At 69.2% G+C, this 16737-nt stretch carries 14 protein-coding genes; 8 read left to right on the plus strand and 6 right to left on the minus strand.

Translation table 11 applies throughout. The features are described 5' to 3' along the window. Window positions 1-91: 91 nt before the first annotated feature. Genes NOV86_RS16035 through NOV86_RS16045 form a run of 3 tightly spaced genes read left to right on the plus strand, consistent with a single transcriptional unit; the run spans window position 92 to window position 2413 of the window. Window positions 92-1036 (plus strand): ABC transporter ATP-binding protein, encoded by a 945-nt coding sequence (locus NOV86_RS16035; protein WP_267642624.1) that lies wholly within the window; start codon window positions 92-94, stop codon window positions 1034-1036. Further along, a complete protein-coding gene (locus tag NOV86_RS16040; protein ID WP_267642625.1) occupies window positions 1029-1817 on the plus strand; it encodes an ABC transporter permease in 789 nt (262 codons plus the stop codon). The genes NOV86_RS16035 and NOV86_RS16040 overlap by 8 nt, the downstream gene beginning before the upstream one ends. Then, on the plus strand, window positions 1814-2413 hold the full coding sequence (locus NOV86_RS16045) for a TetR/AcrR family transcriptional regulator (protein WP_267642626.1): 600 nt from the start codon (window positions 1814-1816) through the stop codon (window positions 2411-2413). The genes NOV86_RS16040 and NOV86_RS16045 overlap by 4 nt, the downstream gene beginning before the upstream one ends. A 34-nt stretch (window positions 2414-2447) precedes the next feature. Here the strand turns inward: NOV86_RS16045 and purB are convergent, their stop codons facing one another. After that, window positions 2448-3827 (minus strand): adenylosuccinate lyase, encoded by a 1380-nt coding sequence (gene purB, locus NOV86_RS16050; RefSeq protein ID WP_267642627.1) that lies wholly within the window; start codon window positions 3825-3827, stop codon window positions 2448-2450. 164 nt (window positions 3828-3991) lie between these two features. Here purB and purH point away from each other — a divergent pair, with 164 nt between their 5' ends. From purH to NOV86_RS16065, 3 genes are all read left to right on the plus strand, one after another. Then, window positions 3992-5608 (plus strand): bifunctional phosphoribosylaminoimidazolecarboxamide formyltransferase/IMP cyclohydrolase, encoded by a 1617-nt coding sequence (gene purH / locus NOV86_RS16055; protein WP_267642628.1) that lies wholly within the window; start codon window positions 3992-3994, stop codon window positions 5606-5608. 383 nt (window positions 5609-5991) lie between these two features. Then, window positions 5992-6549: a hypothetical protein gene (locus tag NOV86_RS16060; RefSeq protein ID WP_267642629.1), complete on the plus strand. Its 558-nt coding sequence runs from the start codon at window positions 5992-5994 to the stop codon at window positions 6547-6549. Window positions 6550-6621: 72 nt separating this feature from the next. Then, window positions 6622-7509, plus strand: coding sequence for a hypothetical protein (locus NOV86_RS16065; RefSeq protein ID WP_267642630.1), 888 nt, complete (start codon window positions 6622-6624; stop codon window positions 7507-7509). 31 nt (window positions 7510-7540) lie between these two features. Here NOV86_RS16065 and NOV86_RS16070 read toward each other — a convergent pair whose 3' ends face one another. The 3 genes from NOV86_RS16070 to NOV86_RS16080 all read right to left on the minus strand — a co-directional run bounded on the left by NOV86_RS16070 (window position 7541) and on the right by NOV86_RS16080 (window position 11090). Beyond that, a complete protein-coding gene (locus NOV86_RS16070) occupies window positions 7541-8368 on the minus strand; it encodes a hypothetical protein (RefSeq protein WP_267642631.1) in 828 nt (275 codons plus the stop codon). A gap of 107 nt (window positions 8369-8475) precedes the next feature. After that, entirely contained in the window at window positions 8476-10098 is a 1623-nt protein-coding gene (locus NOV86_RS16075; RefSeq protein ID WP_267642632.1) for an acetate--CoA ligase, read from the minus strand. A gap of 68 nt (window positions 10099-10166) precedes the next feature. After that, a complete protein-coding gene (locus tag NOV86_RS16080; RefSeq protein ID WP_267642633.1) occupies window positions 10167-11090 on the minus strand; it encodes a hypothetical protein in 924 nt (307 codons plus the stop codon). Between the two features lie 254 nt (window positions 11091-11344). On the opposite strand from NOV86_RS16080, the gene folP reads away from it, so the two are divergent. Both folP and NOV86_RS16090 read left to right on the plus strand, forming a co-directional pair. Further along, window positions 11345-13783, plus strand: a complete 2439-nt coding sequence (folP, locus tag NOV86_RS16085) for a dihydropteroate synthase (protein WP_267642634.1) — start codon at window positions 11345-11347, stop codon at window positions 13781-13783. A 252-nt stretch (window positions 13784-14035) separates the two neighbouring features. Then, the gene (locus tag NOV86_RS16090; RefSeq protein ID WP_267642635.1) at window positions 14036-14482 is read left to right on the plus strand and encodes a hypothetical protein; all 447 of its coding nucleotides are present in this window, start codon (window positions 14036-14038) and stop codon (window positions 14480-14482) included. A gap of 20 nt (window positions 14483-14502) precedes the next feature. Here NOV86_RS16090 and NOV86_RS16095 read toward each other — a convergent pair whose 3' ends face one another. Both NOV86_RS16095 and NOV86_RS16100 read right to left on the minus strand, forming a co-directional pair. Beyond that, window positions 14503-15738: an MFS transporter gene (locus NOV86_RS16095; RefSeq protein WP_267642636.1), complete on the minus strand. Its 1236-nt coding sequence runs from the start codon at window positions 15736-15738 to the stop codon at window positions 14503-14505. A gap of 66 nt (window positions 15739-15804) precedes the next feature. Next, window positions 15805-16728, minus strand: a complete 924-nt coding sequence (locus NOV86_RS16100) for a DUF7351 domain-containing protein (protein WP_267642637.1) — start codon at window positions 16726-16728, stop codon at window positions 15805-15807. Window positions 16729-16737 lie beyond the last annotated feature (9 nt).

The following is a 16737-nucleotide window of genomic DNA, read 5'->3' on the forward strand; positions in this document are numbered from 1 at the left end:
CACGTCGTCAGTACGGCCGAGAACGGCCGCGAGGCGGCTCAAAAATTTGTGAACCAAATATTTATGAGTTCATTTTGCGTATCGTCGAGTGATGAGCGCGATAACGGTGTCCGGCCTGACCAAGGACTACGGCGAGGTACTCGCCAACGACGACGTCTCGTTCTCCGTGGCGGAGGGCGAGGTCTTCGGGTATCTCGGTCCCAACGGGGCCGGCAAGACGACCACCATCCGGACCCTGATGGGGTTCCAGTCACCCACGGCCGGGACCGCCACGCTCCTCGGCGCCGACGTACGCGACGAAGCGGCCCTCATCGAGGCCAAGCAGCGCATCGGCTACCTGCCGGCGAACCCCGGCTTCGACGCGCAGTCGACGGGGCGACAGATACTCGACCTGCACGCCAGCATCAAGGGCGACAGCCGCCGCGACGACCTGCTCGAGATATTCGACCCGCCCCTCGACCGCAAGGTCCGCGAGTACTCGACCGGGAACAAGCAGAAGCTCGGGCTCGTCCAGGCGTTCATGCACGACCCCGACCTCGTCATCATGGACGAGCCGACCTCCGGGCTGGACCCGCTGATGCAACAGCGCTTCAACGAGTTCGTCCGCGCCGAGAAGGAGCGCGGGACCACCGTGTTCCTCTCCTCGCACGTCCTCGGCGAGGTCCGCCAGATCTGCGACCGCGTCGGCATCATCCGCGAGGGTCGCATGGTGACCGTCGAGACCGTCGCCGACCTGCTCGGGCGCTCGGGCAAGTCGGTCCTCGTCCGGGTCGCCGGCGAGGTCGACGCCGAGTCCATCGCACTCGACGGAATCCACGACCTCACGGTCCGACCCCTCGAACGCGTCGCCAGCGAGGCGGTCGTCGGTGACGGCGGCGGTGAGGTCGCCACCGCCACGGAACTCACGTTCACCTTCACGGGCGACGTGAACGACCTCGTCGACCTCGTCGACGGCTACGACCTGCTCGAACTTGACGTGGAGGAGGCACCACTCGAAGACGTGTTCATGCGGTTCTACGGTGACGACGATGTTTGAGATCGCACGCTACGACGGCCGGAAACGACTGAAGGGCGCACTCGCCATGTCGGTCGGTATCGCCCTGTTGACCGCCCTGTACGTCGCGATGTTCCCCTCCATCACGGAGGCCGCGAACCTCGACGACATCATCAACAGCTACCCGCCCGCGATGCGCGAGGCGTTCGGCATCCGGACGATGAACACCATCGAGGGCTTCCTCGCCACGCAACTCTACGCGTTCGCCTGGGTCATCCTGCTCGGGCTGTACTTCGCGTACGCCGCGGCCAGCCTGGTCGCTGGCGACGTGGAGACCGAGAAGATGGACATGACGCTGTCGTTACCGGTCTCGCGCAGCCAGGTGCTGCTGGAGAAGTTCGCGTCGCTGGCGGTCCCGCTGGTCGTCGCGAACGCGCTCTTGCCCGTCGTGGTGTTCGTCGGGACGCTCGCCATCGGCGAGGAGATCGCGATGGTCGACGTGCTCGCCGCCCACGCGCTCTCGATTCCGTACCTGCTGGCGTGTGCCGGCATCGGTATCGTCGCCTCGGTCGTCTTCGACCGGGCCTCCATCGCCCAGCGCGTCGCGGTCGGCATCGTCTTCGCGATGTTCCTCGTGGACGCGGTCGTCGCGGACACCTCGCTGGCGGCACTGGGCTACCTCGCCCCGATGCACTACTACGACCCCGCGGCCATCCTCGTCGACAGCAGCTACGACCTCGTCGGCGCCGGCATCCTGCTCGCCGCGACCGTCGTGCTGGTGCTCGTGAGCCGCGAGTTCTTCCGCCGGAAGGACATCGCATGAGCGGGGGGTTCAGCGACGCCGAACGCGAGCGCATCCGCGAGCGACTGGTCGCGGAGGGCCGCGAGCTGTTCAGCCACTACGGCCTGAAGAAGACGACCATCGCGGACCTCACCGACCCGGTCGGTATCGCCACCAGCACCTTCTACCAGTTCTTCGACTCGAAGGAGGCGCTCTACGTCGAGATCCTCGAACGCGAGGGCGAGGAGATGCTCCCGCGCATCATCGCGCCCTTCGAGGAGCACGACGACCCCGAGGCGGCCATCGTCGGGTTCCTGACCGAACTGATGGACGAGATAGAGACGAACCCGCTGGTGCGCCGGCTGCTCGTCGAGCCACAGGAGCTGCAGATGCTCCGGGACTACCACACCGAGGAGGACCTGCGCGAGGACCGCGAGGAGTCCCTGGCGTACTTCCTGCCATACGTCGAGGCGTGGTACGAGGCGGGCGAGGTCGAGGGCCCGAACCCGAAGGTCGTCGCGAACGCCATCCGGTCCGTGTCGTTTCTCACCCTGCACCAGGAGGACATCGGGGCGGACCTCTACCCGGAGACGCGCGATCTGGTGATTCGGGCGGTGGCGAGGGGGTTGACCGAGTAGTCGTGGCGGCCTCGGCGGCCACTCCGACGCGTCCTCACTCCAGCTCGTCCACGAGGTCTGCCCCGACGCCGACGTAACCCTCCGGCGTCAGCGCCTTCAGCTCCTCGCGCACGTCCTCGCTGACGTCGAGGTCGTCGAAGAGGTCGTAGAAGTCCTCGATGGTGACGCGCTTGCCCCGGGTGAGTTCCTTCACGCGCTCGTAGGCCGCCGTGTCGCCCTCTCGCCGGAGGATGGTCTGCACCGCTTCCCCGATGATTTCCGGCGTCTCGTGCAGGTCCTCGCGCATGACCTGCTCGTTCGGGACGACCTTCCCGAGCCCGTTCTGGGCCTTGGTGTAGCCGATGAGGCAGTGCGCGAAGGCGGCGCCGATGTTGCGCTTGACCGTCGAATCGGAGAGGTCGCGCTGGAGGCGCGAGGTCGTGACGTAGTCCGCGAGGAAGGTGAGGTCGGCGTTCGCCTTCGAGAGGTTGCCCTCGCTGTTCTCGAAGTCGATGGGGTTGACCTTGTGCGGCATGGTCGAGGAGCCGGTCTCGCCCTCGACGGCCTCCTGCCCGAGGTAGCGCTTCGAGACGTAGAGCCACATGTCGCGGTCCATGTCGAGCAGGACGTTGTTGACGCCGCGGGCCGCGTCGAACACCTCGGCGAGGTCGTCACAGGGGTTGACCTGCGTGGTGACCGGGGAGAACGAGAGGCCCAGGTCGGTGACGAACTCGCGGGCGAAGGCGCGCCAGTCCACGTCGGGATAGGCCGCGACGTGGGCGGCGTAGGTGCCGGAGGCACCGCCGAGCTTGCCGGCGAGGGAGTCCACGGCGCCCGCCAGCCGGGCCCGGGTCCGACCGAGCCGGGCCGCGTACACCGCGACCTCCTTGCCCCAGGTCGTCGGCGTCGCGGGCTGGCCGTGGGTGTGTGCGAGCATCGGCAGGTCGCGGTACTCCCGGGCCATCTCGGTGAGCTGGTCCACGAGGGCGTCGAGTTCGGGGAGCAGGACCTCCTCGACCGCGCCCGAGACGAGCAGGCGGTGTGCGAGGTTGTTCACGTCCTCGCTGGTGAGCCCGAAGTGGATCCACTGGGCGGCGTCGAGGCCCTCCGGCAGGTTCAGGCGGACGTAGTACTCCACCGCCTTCACGTCGTGGTTCGTGGCGCTGAACTCGCCGTAGCCGTCGGTCTCGATGGTCTTCACGAGGTCAGCGTCCTCCTCGTCCCAGTCCTCGTAGAGCGAGCGCAACTCGGCGCGCTGCTCGGCGTCGATGGACAGCGGTGTCGCGTCGAGGTCGGCGAGCGCGACGAGGTACTCGACCTCGACCTGCACGCGAGCGCGCATCAGCGCGGACTCGCTGGCGTAGGGTGCGAGGGGTCGGGTGCGACCGGCGTAGCGGCCGTCGAGCGGCGAGACGGCAGAGAGCGGATTCGGCATGGACGACACTGCCGGGGCGGGTCGCAAAAGCCTGTCGGAACAATCCGCGTTCGTGCACAGGACGGCCGCAATCTGGCCTGCGATTCGGCAAAATATGCAGGCCCGTGCATACTTCTTCGCTCGCAACCGCAACTACTTTCCTGCATGCACCACGCCGTTCTCGTATGACACGCATCGCCGGCCTCGCCGGGAACCGCGGTCGCAATCTCCTGCACATCGACGACCTCACACCGGGCGGCGCGGAGCTCGCCGTCGTCCTGACGAACGACGAGGACGCCCCGGTCCTCGCCGACGCCGCAGAGCGCGGCATCGCCACCGAGGCGGTCCCGAAGACGGAGGGCGAGAGCCGACGCGAGCACGAGGCGCGCGTGGTCGACGCCCTCTCGGAATACGACTTCGACCTCGTCTGCCTCGACGGCTACATGCGCGTGCTCTCGGAGACCTTCCTCGACGAGATGCCCCTGACGCTGAACGTCCACCCGAGCCTGCTCCCGTCGTTCCCCGGCATGGACGCCTGGGGCGACGCGCTCGACGCGGGCGTCAAGACCGTCGGCTGTACGGTCCACGCCGTGACGAACGCGGTGGACGAAGAGGGGAACGTCGTCGCCGGCGAGGTCGACGGCGGCCCCATCGTCACGCAGGAACCCGTCCCCGTCTACGAGGGCGACGACAGAGATTCGCTCAAGGAGCGCGTGCTCTACGAGGGCGAGTTCAAGGCGTACCCCCGCGCAGTCAAGTGGTTCGCCGAGGACCGCCTCACCGTCGACTGGGACACCAACGAGGTCTCCGTCGAGGGCGACGAGGCCGCCGACCTGCCCCAGCGCCGGGTCGTCACCGAGGACCGCCACGCCGACCTCCGCTACGGCGAGAACCCCCACCAGGACGCCGCCTTGTATGCAGATAACACCTGCGAGGAGGCAAGCGTCGTCCACGCCGAGCAGCTCAACGAGGGCGCGAAGGCACTCAGCTACAACAACTACAACGACGCCGACGGCGCCCTGAACCTCATCAAGGAGTTCGACGAACCCGCCGCCGCCGTCATCAAGCACACCAACCCGGCCGGCTGCGCCACCGCCGATACCCTGAGCGAAGCGTACGCGGACGCGCTCGCGACGGACGCGAAGTCCGCCTTCGGCGGCATCGTCGCGCTCAACCGCGAGTGCGACGCCGAGACGGCCGAACTCATCACCGACTCCTTCAAAGAGGTCGTCGTCGCTCCCGGCTACACCGACGAGGCGCTCGACACCCTCACCGAGAAGAAGAACCTGCGCGTGCTCGACGTCGGCCCGCTGGGAGCGGTCACGGAGACGTTCACCAGCAAGGAACTCGTCGGCGGTCGCCTCGTGCAGGAGCGCGACCTCGACGAGGTCACCCGCGACGACCTCGAGGTCGTCACCGAGCGCGAACCCACCGAGGAGGAGATCGAGTCGATGCTGTTCGCGTGGAAGGTCCAGAAGCACGTCAAGTCCAACGGTATCGTGTTCGCGAAGGACACCGAGACCGTGGGTCTGGGCGTCGGCCAGGTCTCTCGCGTCGACGCCGTCGAGATCGCCGCGATGAAGGCCGAGCGCGACGCCGAAGGCAAGTCCGCCGATGGCGCCGTGATGGGCAGCGACGCCTTCTTCCCGTTCCCGGACGCGGTCGAGAAGGCCGCCGAAGCCGGCGTCGAGGCCGTCATCCAGCCCGGTGGCTCGAAGAACGACGACAAGGTCATCGCGGCCGCCGACGAACTCGGCATGACGATGGTCATGACCGGGACCAGGTGCTTCCGCCACGACTGAAGTCCCGAGGCGCGATTTCTACGTTCTCGTTCTGGCGCGCGCCGACAGGATGCCGAACGCAGTGAGGCTCCTGTCAGACGCCGCGCGAGGGATGAGTACCGGAGCGGAGCAACGCGGAGCGAGGAACGGAATCGGCTGGGGAGGGTGTGGTGCGGGGTGGTTGCGGTGCGGTCGCGGTCATCGACGCCAGCGCGAGTCGTCTCGTCGTCGTCACCAAGCACACTCGCACTGCCAGTCACACCTCTCGTCGTCGTCACCAAGCACACTCGCACTGCCAGTCACACCTCTCGTCGTTCCCTCTCGAATCGCCACACGAGACCACCCGGACCCGACGCAGCAACCTTGCGTTTTGAAGTACGCTCCCGACGTAGGAATCACCGTCAATGGGTCTGCTCTCCAGTCGGAAGGTCAAGGCACTCCTGGCCATGCTCGTCCTGACCCTGTTCGCCCTCGTCGGGGTCTCCGCGTGGGGGCTGTTGCAGGCGGTCGCGGCGCTCGGCACCGCCGGAAGCCTGTTCGCCTTCGTCGGGGCGGTCGCGCCCTGGGTCGTCGGCACCCTCCTCCTCACGCTGCTCTCGGTCGTCTGGGTGGTCTGGCTGCTGGTCGTCGCCGTCAGCCAGGTGTCGATGCCGAGCCTGCACAGCCAGCGGCTCTCCCAGGCCGCGTCGCTCGTGGAGTACGCGGTGCCGGAGGCGCGCAAGTACGGTGTCTCGGAGTGGCTCGCGCCGCCGGAGCCGACGCTGGCGGAGAAGCGCGAGGCGCTGACCGAGCGGTACGTCGACGGCGACCTCTCCGATTCGGAGTTCGAGCGCGAACTCCAGCGCCTCTACGAGGACGAGGAGGGCTTCGACAACCGGGAGTTCCGGAACGACCTCGACGCGCTGCTGGACGACGCGGAACACGACCGCGAGTACCGCAATCTGGAGCGGGAGTCGCAGTAGGCGCGCGAAGAACGCGGGAACCGCCCGCCGCCGAGGGCAAGACATTCCACGGTCGGGCGATTCTGCTAGCCTATGGGACTGTTCGACCGGTTGCGAGATCTCTTCGGGGGGAGCGACGACGAATCGACGGGTGGTGAGGCGGTCGGCCCCGCGGCGGGGCACGAGGACGCCGAGGCGACGCTGGACCCACGGGCCGACCCCGAGGGCCGGGGGCGGGGTGGCGTGAACGTCGCCCGCGAGGACGCCAAGAGCGGGAGCCACGGGAGCCACTGGGACACCGTGGTCGCGGGCGACGACGCCATCATGCAGGCCATCATGGGCGCGGTCGAGTCGGGGACCGCGACCGAGGGCCGGCTGGTCGACGGCGAGACGGTCGTCGGCTACCGGGGCGGCCCCGGGGCGCTCTCGACGCTGACCATCGCCAGCGAGGACGGCGAGATCTGGTCCGGCTATCCCGTCGCCGAGGGCATCAGCCACGACGTGACCATCACCCAGTTGATCCCGTGGGCGAACGGGGCCGAGGCACAGCTCTCGGGCGAGCTGGGCGACGCGACCGCCTCCTTCTTCGCGACGAACACGTGGGAGCACGAGGAGGATTACTTCGGCGGCGAGCGACAGGTCGAACTCGCGGCGCTGGCGTACGACCTGAACCCCGCCGAGGCGGAGACGCTCACCGACGAGGACGGTAACGAGTTCTCCACGGCCGGGATGGCCGGCTTCGTCCCGTTCGAGGGCGGCGACGTGGACGACTACATCTTCCAGACGACGGTCGAGACCGTCACCGAGGTCGAGTTCCAGGGTAGCACGGTGTACCGGATGCGGGTGCCGCTGTTCCGGGGCGACGACGGGACCGAGTACCAGGTCATGCTCTACGCCGCGAAGCGGCTCTGTGGCGACTTCGAACCGGAGAAGGGCGACGACGTGGAGGGCGTGTTCTGGCTGCAGGGCCGGGTGCACTGAGTCGGTCCGGGCGACGGCCGCGGCCCGGAACTCACAGCTCGACCGTCTTCCGGTGGTAGGTGCTGCCCCACCCGAGGACGACCGTGACCTCGTCGGCGTCCTCGGCGTGGATGGGGACGCTCTCCTCGCGGGTCACGGTCTCGCCGGCGGGCACCGCGAACGCGACCTCGGGCGTGTCGCTGATGTAGTCCGTCCCGAGTTCGGCCAGGAACCGGCCGTCGCGGTCGCCCTCGTTCGAGACCGCGAGCGTCGCCCGGACGGTCGCGTTCCCGGCCTCGAGCGCGAACGAGTCGAGCGAGAACCGCGGGACGCGGGCGATGCGGTCGAGCTGTTCTGGGGTGAACTGGTGCGAGACGCCACCACCACCGCCGGGACCGACCGCCAGGGCCCCCTCGTCGGGGTCGATGCCGGTCGGGACCGGGACGGCCATCCGGGTCCTGCGTCCGCCACCGAACTCGGTCGCGAAGGCGCGCCGGTACTCGTCGCCGTCGAGCGTGGCGACGAACCGGAGGTCAGCAGGGGCGGGCGGGTCGACCGTCGTCTCGCCGTCGACGTGCGGCGCGACCGCGACGTCTGCGACGACGTACTGTTCTTCTGGGTCGGCGGCCACGTCGACGTGGGCGCCACTCTGGATGGTGGTCGTCCGGCGGGAGACGGCGACATCCTCGACGTCGATGCTGTAGCCCGGTCCCTCTGTCTCGGAGGTGCTGGTCGGCTCCGGGGTCGTCGCGGTCGGGTCCGTGACGCGGTCGGTCGGCTCCCGGTCGGTGCTCGTCCCCGGCCCGCCACCGGCGAGACAGCCAGCGCTGGTCGCGGGGAGGGCTGCCGCGGTCGCGGCGAGGAAACGACGTCTGTGCATAGCCACGAGTTTCAGGCGGACTGATAAGTGCTTTCAGCAAGGTGAAAGAGCGGTTGCAGGGTCGGCGGAGACGGCGGACCGCGACGAGACGGGGACCGGCTACCCGGTCACTCCCCGAACGCGGCCTGTTCCTCCTCGCGCAACTCGATGCGCCGTATCTTCCCACTGGAGGTCTTCGGCAGTTCGTCGACGAACTCGATTCTGCGGGGGTACTTGTACGGTGCCGTCTCCTCCTTCACGAAGTCCTGTATCTCCGCGATCAGGTCCTCGCTGCCCTCGTGGCCCTCTGCGAGGACCACGTAGGCCTTCACCACCTGCCCGCGCTCGTCGTGGGGGCTGCCGACCGCGGCGGCCTCGGTGACGGCCTCGTGGGCCACCAGCGCGTCCTCGACCTCGAAGGGGCCGATGCGGTAGCCGGCCGAGATGATGATGTCGTCGGCCCGCCCCTCGAAGAAGAAGTAGCCGTCCGCGTCGCGGGAGGCGAGGTCGCCGGTGCGGTAGTAGTCGCCGGAGAACGTCTGCTCGTCGAGGTGGGGCTTCTCGTAGTAGCCGTCGAAGATGCCCGGGCAGTCGACGGGGACGGCTATCTCGCCGATCTCGCCGGTGTCGACCTCGACCTCCTCCTGCGTGTCGATGATGGTCGTGCCCATGCCGGGGGCGGGCCTGCCCATGCTGCCCGGCTTCACGTCGATGCCGGGGTAGTTCGTGACGAGCGCGACCGTCTCGGTCTGGCCGTAACCGTCACGCGGGGTGACGCCGACCTCCTGTTCGAAGGCCTCGATGGGTTCGCGGTTGAGCGGTTCGCCGGCGGAGAGCGCGTCGCGCAGGGAGAGGTCCCACTGCGAGAGGTCCTCCTGGGCGAACATGCGGTACTGGGTCGGGACCGCACAGAGCTTCGTGACGCCCTCGCGTTCGAGCACGTCGAGGAACGTCGCGGGGTCGAACTCGCCCTGGTAGAGCAACTGGGTCGCGCCGCTGGTGAAGGCGACGCCGATGGGGCTCCAGAACCACTTCGCCCAGCCGGTGCCGGTGGTCGCCCAGAGCAGTTCGTCGTCGAGGTCGGTGTCGTCGTCGATGCCCCACCAGTACCGGGCGTTGACCCGGTTGAACGCGTAGGTCCAGCGGTGGCGGTGGAGGACGGGCTTTGGCTGGCCGGTCGTCCCCGAGGTGTAGTTGATGGAGAGCGGGTCCTGCGGGCCGAGCGTCGGCCCCTCGTGCTCGATGGGCTTGCCGGCCACGAGGTCGTCGAAGCGCTCCCAGCCCTCGACGGCGTCCCCCACGACGATACGGTTCTCGATGGGCGTGTCCGCGACCACCTCGTCGACCATCTCGGTCAGGTCGGCGTGACAGACCACCGTCGTCGCCTCGCAGTCGGTCGCCCGAAAGCGGATGTCCTTCGGCTTGAGCATCGAGGAACAGGGCACGAGGAGCGCGCCGCGCTTGGCCGCCCCGAGCTGGATGGCGAAGATGTCGGGGTGTCGCGGCATGAGGTGCATGACGCGGTCACCCTCGTCCACCCCCAGTTCGGCGAGCGCGGTGGCGAACCGGTTCATGTCGTCCCGGACCTCGGCGTAGGTCCGCGAGGCCTCTGTCCCCGCCTCGTCGCGGAAGTGGACCGCGATCCGGTCGCCGATGGCGTCGGCGTGCTCCTCGGCGACGGCCGGGAGGGAGTAGTCGGCCGGGATGTCCCACTCGAAGCTCTCGCGTTCGTGGTCGTAGTCGAGTGCCATGTTTCCACAGACCACAGGGTTCGCTGTCAATCGGGTGCACGACAATACAGGGTCGGTCAGCCGGCGCCTCAGCGCTCGACCGTCCGTTCGTGGACGGTGTCGCCCCACTGCAGGAGGACGGTGGCCTTCTCCCGGCCATCCCGTGGGACCGGCGCGCTGGTCCGGTAGGTGACCGTCTCGTCCAGTGGCACGCCGAAGGATATCCGCTCGCCGTGGGGGGTCCCGTCGGTCCGCAGGCTGGCGAGGAACCGTCCGGCGCGGGAGCCCTGGTTGCTCACTGTGAGCCGGACGGGGAGCTGGCCGGGGCCCGGCTCGACCGCGAACGAGTCGAGGACGAACTGGGGCGTCCGGTCGAGCTGGTCGAAGTGGCCGTCCGAGAGCGCCCAGCGGACCGTGGTCCCGTTCTCGGCGTACCACGTCACCGCGCCGGTCGCGGGGTCGATGTCGGTCGGGACGGGGACGGCGAAGGAGACACGACCGGCCTCGTGGACCTCCGTCGGGAAGACCCGGGTGTAGGTCACGCCGCCGAGCGAGAGTGCCAGGGAGAGGTCGGTCGGGTCGGGCGGCTGCTCGGTCGCGGTGTCCGGCTGCGTCGTGGACTGGGGCTGCGTCGTGGACTGAGTCTGTGCCGTGGAGGTGGTCCCGGACTCGGTCGTGGTCGTCTCGACGTGCTCCGTGGCGAGGTGGAACACGAGGTACTGCCGGTCGGGGGCGGCGGCGACCGCACCGTCGTCGTCGGCCCGGACCGTCCGGCGCCAGACACCGGCGGCGGTGACGGTGGCGGCGATACCGTCCACGGTGGCCGCCGTCCCGATGCTCGTCGAGACGACCCTGGTGGTGGGCCGGACGGTCCGGCCGTTCGTGGTCGTCCCGTCCGTCGGGCCACCGGCACCGGGTGGGCCTGTCCCGGGGTTCTGGGTGAGGGCGTCGAGGCAGCCGGCGGTGGCACTGGAGGCACCGGCTGCGAGGGCGAGGAACCGTCGTCGGTCCATGTGGCGTCGTTGTGTACACCACACCTTATAGGTTCATCATACTGAAAAATGATTTTCAGTCTCCGTTCGTCCGCCGGAAAACGGGCGCATGCGCGAGTTTGTGCGGATTCTCCCGGCCTCGAAACAGGTGCAAGGAGGTCGTTCGTATGTACGATATTACATGACTGCTGGCGGGACGGTCGCGGGTCGGCGGTGGGGTTCGCCCGCCCTCTCCAGTTCGACAGGCTAAAGCGGGCAGCCTCGGACCATCGGATATGCAGTACCACGAGGCCGCGAACGCGCTCTTCGACCTGCGCCGGTACGGACCCCGTCCCGGCACCGAGTCGACCGCGGACCTCCTCGCACACCTCGGCGACCCGCACGAGGGCCTCACCGTCGTCCAGATCGCGGGGTCGAACGGGAAGGGCAGTACCGCCCGCATGGTCGAGTCGGTCCTCCGCGGGACCGACCGGACGGTCGGACTGTACACCTCGCCGCACTTCGAGGACGTGCGAGAGCGGGTCCGGGTCGACGGCCGCAAGGTCACCCGGAACGCGCTGACCGAGTTCGTCGAGACGGTCCAGCCCTACCTCACCGAGCGCGGTGCGGCCGGCGAATCCCCCACCTTCTTCGAGACGATGACCGCCATCGCGCTCTGGTACTTCGACCGCCAGGAGGTCGACGTGGCCGTCCTCGAGGTCGGCATCGGCGGGAAGTACGACGCGACGAGCGTCGTCGACCCGGTCGCCAGCGCGGTCACGAGCGTCACGCTCGAACACACCAGCGTCCTCGGCGACACCATCGAGGAGATCGCCACGGACAAGGCCCACGTCGCCCCCGACGACGCCCCGCTCGTCACGGGCACGACTGGCGACGCCCTCGACGCCGTGCGGAAGCAGGCGGGCGAGGTCGTCACGGTCGGGCCCGACGGCGAGGTCGAGACCACCTACGAGGGCCGCGTCGACGGTGCCGAGGCGGGTATCGTCCTCGACGGCCCGGACTGGCGCGTCGAGACGCGCATCCCCGTCCTCGGTGAGTTCCAGGCGGTCAACGCCGGCATCGCGGCCACCCTCGCCCAACAGGTCGCCGACGTGGACGCGGAGACGCTGGCTCGCGGGCTCCGGAACGCCCACTGGCCGGGTCGGTTCGAGGTGCTTTCGGAGGCCCCACTGACGGTCCTCGACGGGGCACACAACCCAGGGGCCTGCGAGAAGCTCGCCACCGTCCTCGACGAGTTCGACTACGACGACCTCCACCTCGTCTTCGGCGCGATGCACGACAAGGACCACGCCGAGATGGCCGCGGCCCTCCCGACGCCCGACGCGGTGTACACCTGCGAGCCGAACCTCGACCGCGCCGAGGACTCGGCGGTCCTCGCCCGCGTCTTCGAGGACGCGGGCGTCGCCGACCGCACCGTCAGGACGTCGGTCGACACCGCGCTCGACCGCGCGCTGGAGGCCGCCGACGCGGACGACTGCGTGCTCGTCACCGGGTCGCTGTTCACCGTCGCCGAGGCCCGGACGCGCTGGACCCGCGTCGAGATTCCCAAGACGGTCCGCGACCTCGACGACGCCCGCGACGCGCTCGAATCCGCGAGCGTCACCGAGGGCGGCATCTGGCGGATGCGCGGCAAGGGCGTCCACCGGGTGCTCAAGACCCGCGTCCAGAAGCGCCAGGCCTCCTACCTCAAGGAGGAGATGCTCAGCCTCGGCGGCGAGTGCGCCGTCTCCGGGCTGGAGAACGAGGGCGAGCGCCTCGACGTCGTGCTGATGGGCACCCTCTCGCAGTTCAAGCGCCTCACCGACAAGCTCGACGGCCAACCGTACGGCCTCGCCCAGTTCGCCGGCGAACTCCGCGAGGCACTCGACATCCAGCAACCCGACACCCCGACGGAGTACCCCTGGCAGGACGGCACCGCCGTCATGGGCATCCTGAACGTCACGCCGGACTCCTTCCACGACGGCGGCGAGTACGACGCCGTCGACGCGGCCGTCGCCCACGCCGAGGAGATGGTCGACGCGGGCGTCGACATCATCGACATCGGCGGGGAGTCCACCCGCCCCGGCGCCGAGGTGGTCACCGTCGCCGACGAGATCGACCGGGTCGTCCCGGCCATCGAGGCCATCCGCGACGCCGGTATCGAGACGACCATCTCGGTCGACACCCGGAAGGCCGCGGTGGCCCGCGCGGCCCTGGCGGCCGGCGCGGACGTGCTCAACGACGTGTCCGGGCTCGAGGACCCCGAGATGCGCTTCGTCGCCGCCGAGTTCGACGTGCCCATCGTCGTCATGCACAGCATCGACACGCCGGTCGACCCCGACAACGACATCGAGTACGACGACGTGGTCGACGACGTCATCGACCAGCTCAGAGAGCAGGTCCTGCTGGCCGAGAAGGCCGGCCTCGACCGCGAGCAGATCATCGTCGACCCCGGCGTCGGCTTCGGGAAGACCGCCGCCGAATCCTTCGACCTGCTCGGGCGCATCGACGAGTTCCGTGCGCTGGGCTGTCCCGTCCTCGTCGGCCACTCCCACAAGTCGATGTTCGGCTACGTCGGCCGCGACGCGGACGAGCGCGGGCACGCCACCGTCGCCGCGACGGCCATCGCGGCCGACCGCGGTGCCGACATCGTCCGCGTCCACGACGTACAGGAGAACGTCGCCGCGGTCCGCGTCGCGAAGGCGGCCAACGACCCCGACTCGTTCTCGTCGTAACCTGTCCACCCGACTCACCGACCCACCGGAGGCAATCCTTTTTATTCGAGACCGCGGCCAGTCCCGCCATCTCCTGAGAACCGACCCGTCGTCGGTCGAGGCTGGTGTGCGGGTCGCCGCGACGGGAACCGACCGAGAGCGTCCCATCGGCCGACCCGCCTGTCCGCAACCCCAGCGATTCCTCCCTGCAGAGCACCGAGCCTAATAGATTAAGGAGAAGGGGGATGGGACGGGTGGTCGTGTCACTCTACCATGGCGACCACGCCCCCTCGCGACGCGCTGGAGGACCCGAACTCGACAGACCACGACCAGACGGTCACGCGTCTCGACCCTGCCGGTCCGGGCTCGATGGCGGCGGCCCTGCAGGCGGTCCTGGCTCCCGACGCGGAGCTTCTGCTCGGCCCGACCGACGACACGCTCGGGGGGATGGACCTCCTGGAGACCTACCGGACCCACGCCGGCGACGACGCGCAGGTCCCACCCGGCGACACCTGCACGCTCGACGCCGTCGTCGCGGCGACGCCGACACCCGACCGACTGCTCGAGTACCGGCGGGTGCTCCGCCCGAACGGCTACCTCCTGACCAGTCTGGCGGCCGAGACGGGGTACGACGACCTGGACGTCGCCCGGTTCGAGCCGGTTCTGGAGGTCCTCACCGACGGTGGCGAGTCCATGGTCGTGCTCGCGCAGGCGGCCTGACCCGGGCGGTCGCTGCCGTCTCAGTCTGCGACAGTCCCGTTCTCTGCTGTCGACCCACTACCCGTGCCGCCGACCTTCACGGCCAGCGTCGCGACGAGCAACAGGAGCCCGAGGCTGCCGACCGCGAGCGCGGGGCCGAACCGGTCGGCACCCACGCCCGCGGCCAACCCGATGGGAGCCCGCGCCAGCGCGCCGAGCATCGAGAGCGTCGAGAGGATGGTCGCCCGCCCGGCCGACCCGATGCGCTGGTTCACGTAGTTCTTCTGCAGCGGCATCGTGACCGTGACGACCACGCGATGGACCACCATCATCGGGAGGACGAACAGTGGCGACACGACCACCGCGACCATCGCGAGCGCGTCGAGGACGTACGCCACGACGACGCCCGTGATGGGACCGAGGGCGGATTCGACGGCCGAGACGTGGTCGCTGACCAGCGCGCCACAGACCGTGAAGGAGGCGTAGGCCACTCCGAGGACCGCGGTCTCCGGGAGGGCGTGGCCGGCGACGGCGACCCCCGAGAGCAGTGGCGTTATCGAGTCGACCGCGATGGGCTGGAAGTACGACCGGGCCGACCGGCCGACGGCGGCCGCGATGGCGAACAGGGCGATGAACCGCCTGATGTCCGCCGTGAGCAGCTCCGACCGGATCACGTCGATGGCCTCCCGGACGCGCAGCGCGTCGTCGCCGTCGGGGGTCTCGCCGCTCGCGGGGAACGTCGAGGCGATGAGGAATCCGGCGGCGCCCATCCCGGCCGAGGCGACGAACGGGAGCATCGGCTCGACCGCGTACATGAGCCCGCCGGCGACCATCGTCGCGGCGAGGACCCAGAGCCGGATGGCGGTCCCGCGGCCCTCGACGTGGGTGTAGCGGTCCGCGTCGTCGTGGCTGTCGAGTGCGTCGTAGAGGAAGGCGCTGCCGGCGCCCGACTGGAGGGTCTCGGCCATGCCGAGGACGCAGTAGGCGGCCACGACGGTCGCGGGCCCCCGGGCGTACAGCAGCGTCAGCGGGTACAGGGCGAACAGTGACTGTGCGACCCGGATGGTGTCGCGGCGGCCGAGGCGGTCCCCGACGTAGCCGGTCGGTACCTCGCCGAGGACCGTCAGCAGCGCCATCGCGGAGCTACCCAGGGCGAGGGTGGCGTAGGAGACGCCGTTGGAGACGAGGTAGAGGACCGAGACGGGCCACATGAACCCGGGCGTCGTGACGGCACGGAAGGCGTAGTACTTCAGGACGGTGGTGCGAGCGGTCGCCATCGGCGACTCGACGTGAACGGAGTCTGCGACATGAAGATTCTGCGAACCCGGTTTCGGTAAGCAGGCTCACACGATTTCGGTGGCGAGGACGGTCGCCTCCTCGTCGAGTCGCGCCCGGAGCACGTCACCCTCCAGCGGTATCTCGACGCGGAGGTCCCACGGGTTCGGCCCGTACCAGGTCAGGTGGTGGTCGGTGACGGCCCACTCGAGTTCCCACTTCGGGATGGTGTGCAGGTCGTGGCCGTGGTCGGCGTAGAAGGCGATGACGTCGGCGTGGTAGCGCAGCGTCTCGCCGATGGGCGTGTAGTGGAATCCCGTACAGGACTCGCAGTGGTGCTCGTAGTACACCGACAGGGGGCGCCCGTCGTCCGAGGCCGGCAGCGACTCGTCAGGGTCGCGCTCGTGGACGGTCGTGTCGACGTGGCCGGCACACCACGGACAGACGCCGCGGACGAGCGAGGCCGTCTCCATGCGGTTGCGGCGGTCGGCGGCGACGAGCAGCTCCGCTTTCGAGCGTGTCGCGACGCCCCGCGGCGGGACGTACGTGCGGGCGAACTCCGCCCGGCAGTCCCAGCACTTCACGAAGAACAGCGGCATCAGGGGGCGCTCCCAGCCGTAGCCGTACTCCGCGACGAGGTCGTTCCCGCACTCCCAGCACGACTGCTCGACCGGGAAGGCGTTCACGCGCAGGTCGGTCGTGAAGCCACCGCCGACGAGGTGCTGGAAGGCGAGCCGGCCCTGCGTGGTCAGTCCGTAGCCGGGGTCGTACTCGCGGACGAACGTCCCCTGCAACTCGCCGAGGTGGTAGTTGAACCGCCCCGAGTCGGTGACGTCGACGCGGCGCTGCAAGTCGGCGTACGAGAGGTAGCCCAGCCCGTCGCTGTCGACCGTCTCCTCGCCGAGCGCCCGGATGATGTCGACGCGGATCTCGCTGGCGAGCAGCGAGAGTGCGGTCTCCTCGTCGAAGCGGTCCCCGGAATCGTCGGTCATGGCTCGTGG

Source organism: Haloarchaeobius amylolyticus (assembly GCF_026616195.1).
Classification (GTDB): Archaea; Halobacteriota; Halobacteria; order Halobacteriales; family Natrialbaceae; genus Haloarchaeobius; species Haloarchaeobius amylolyticus.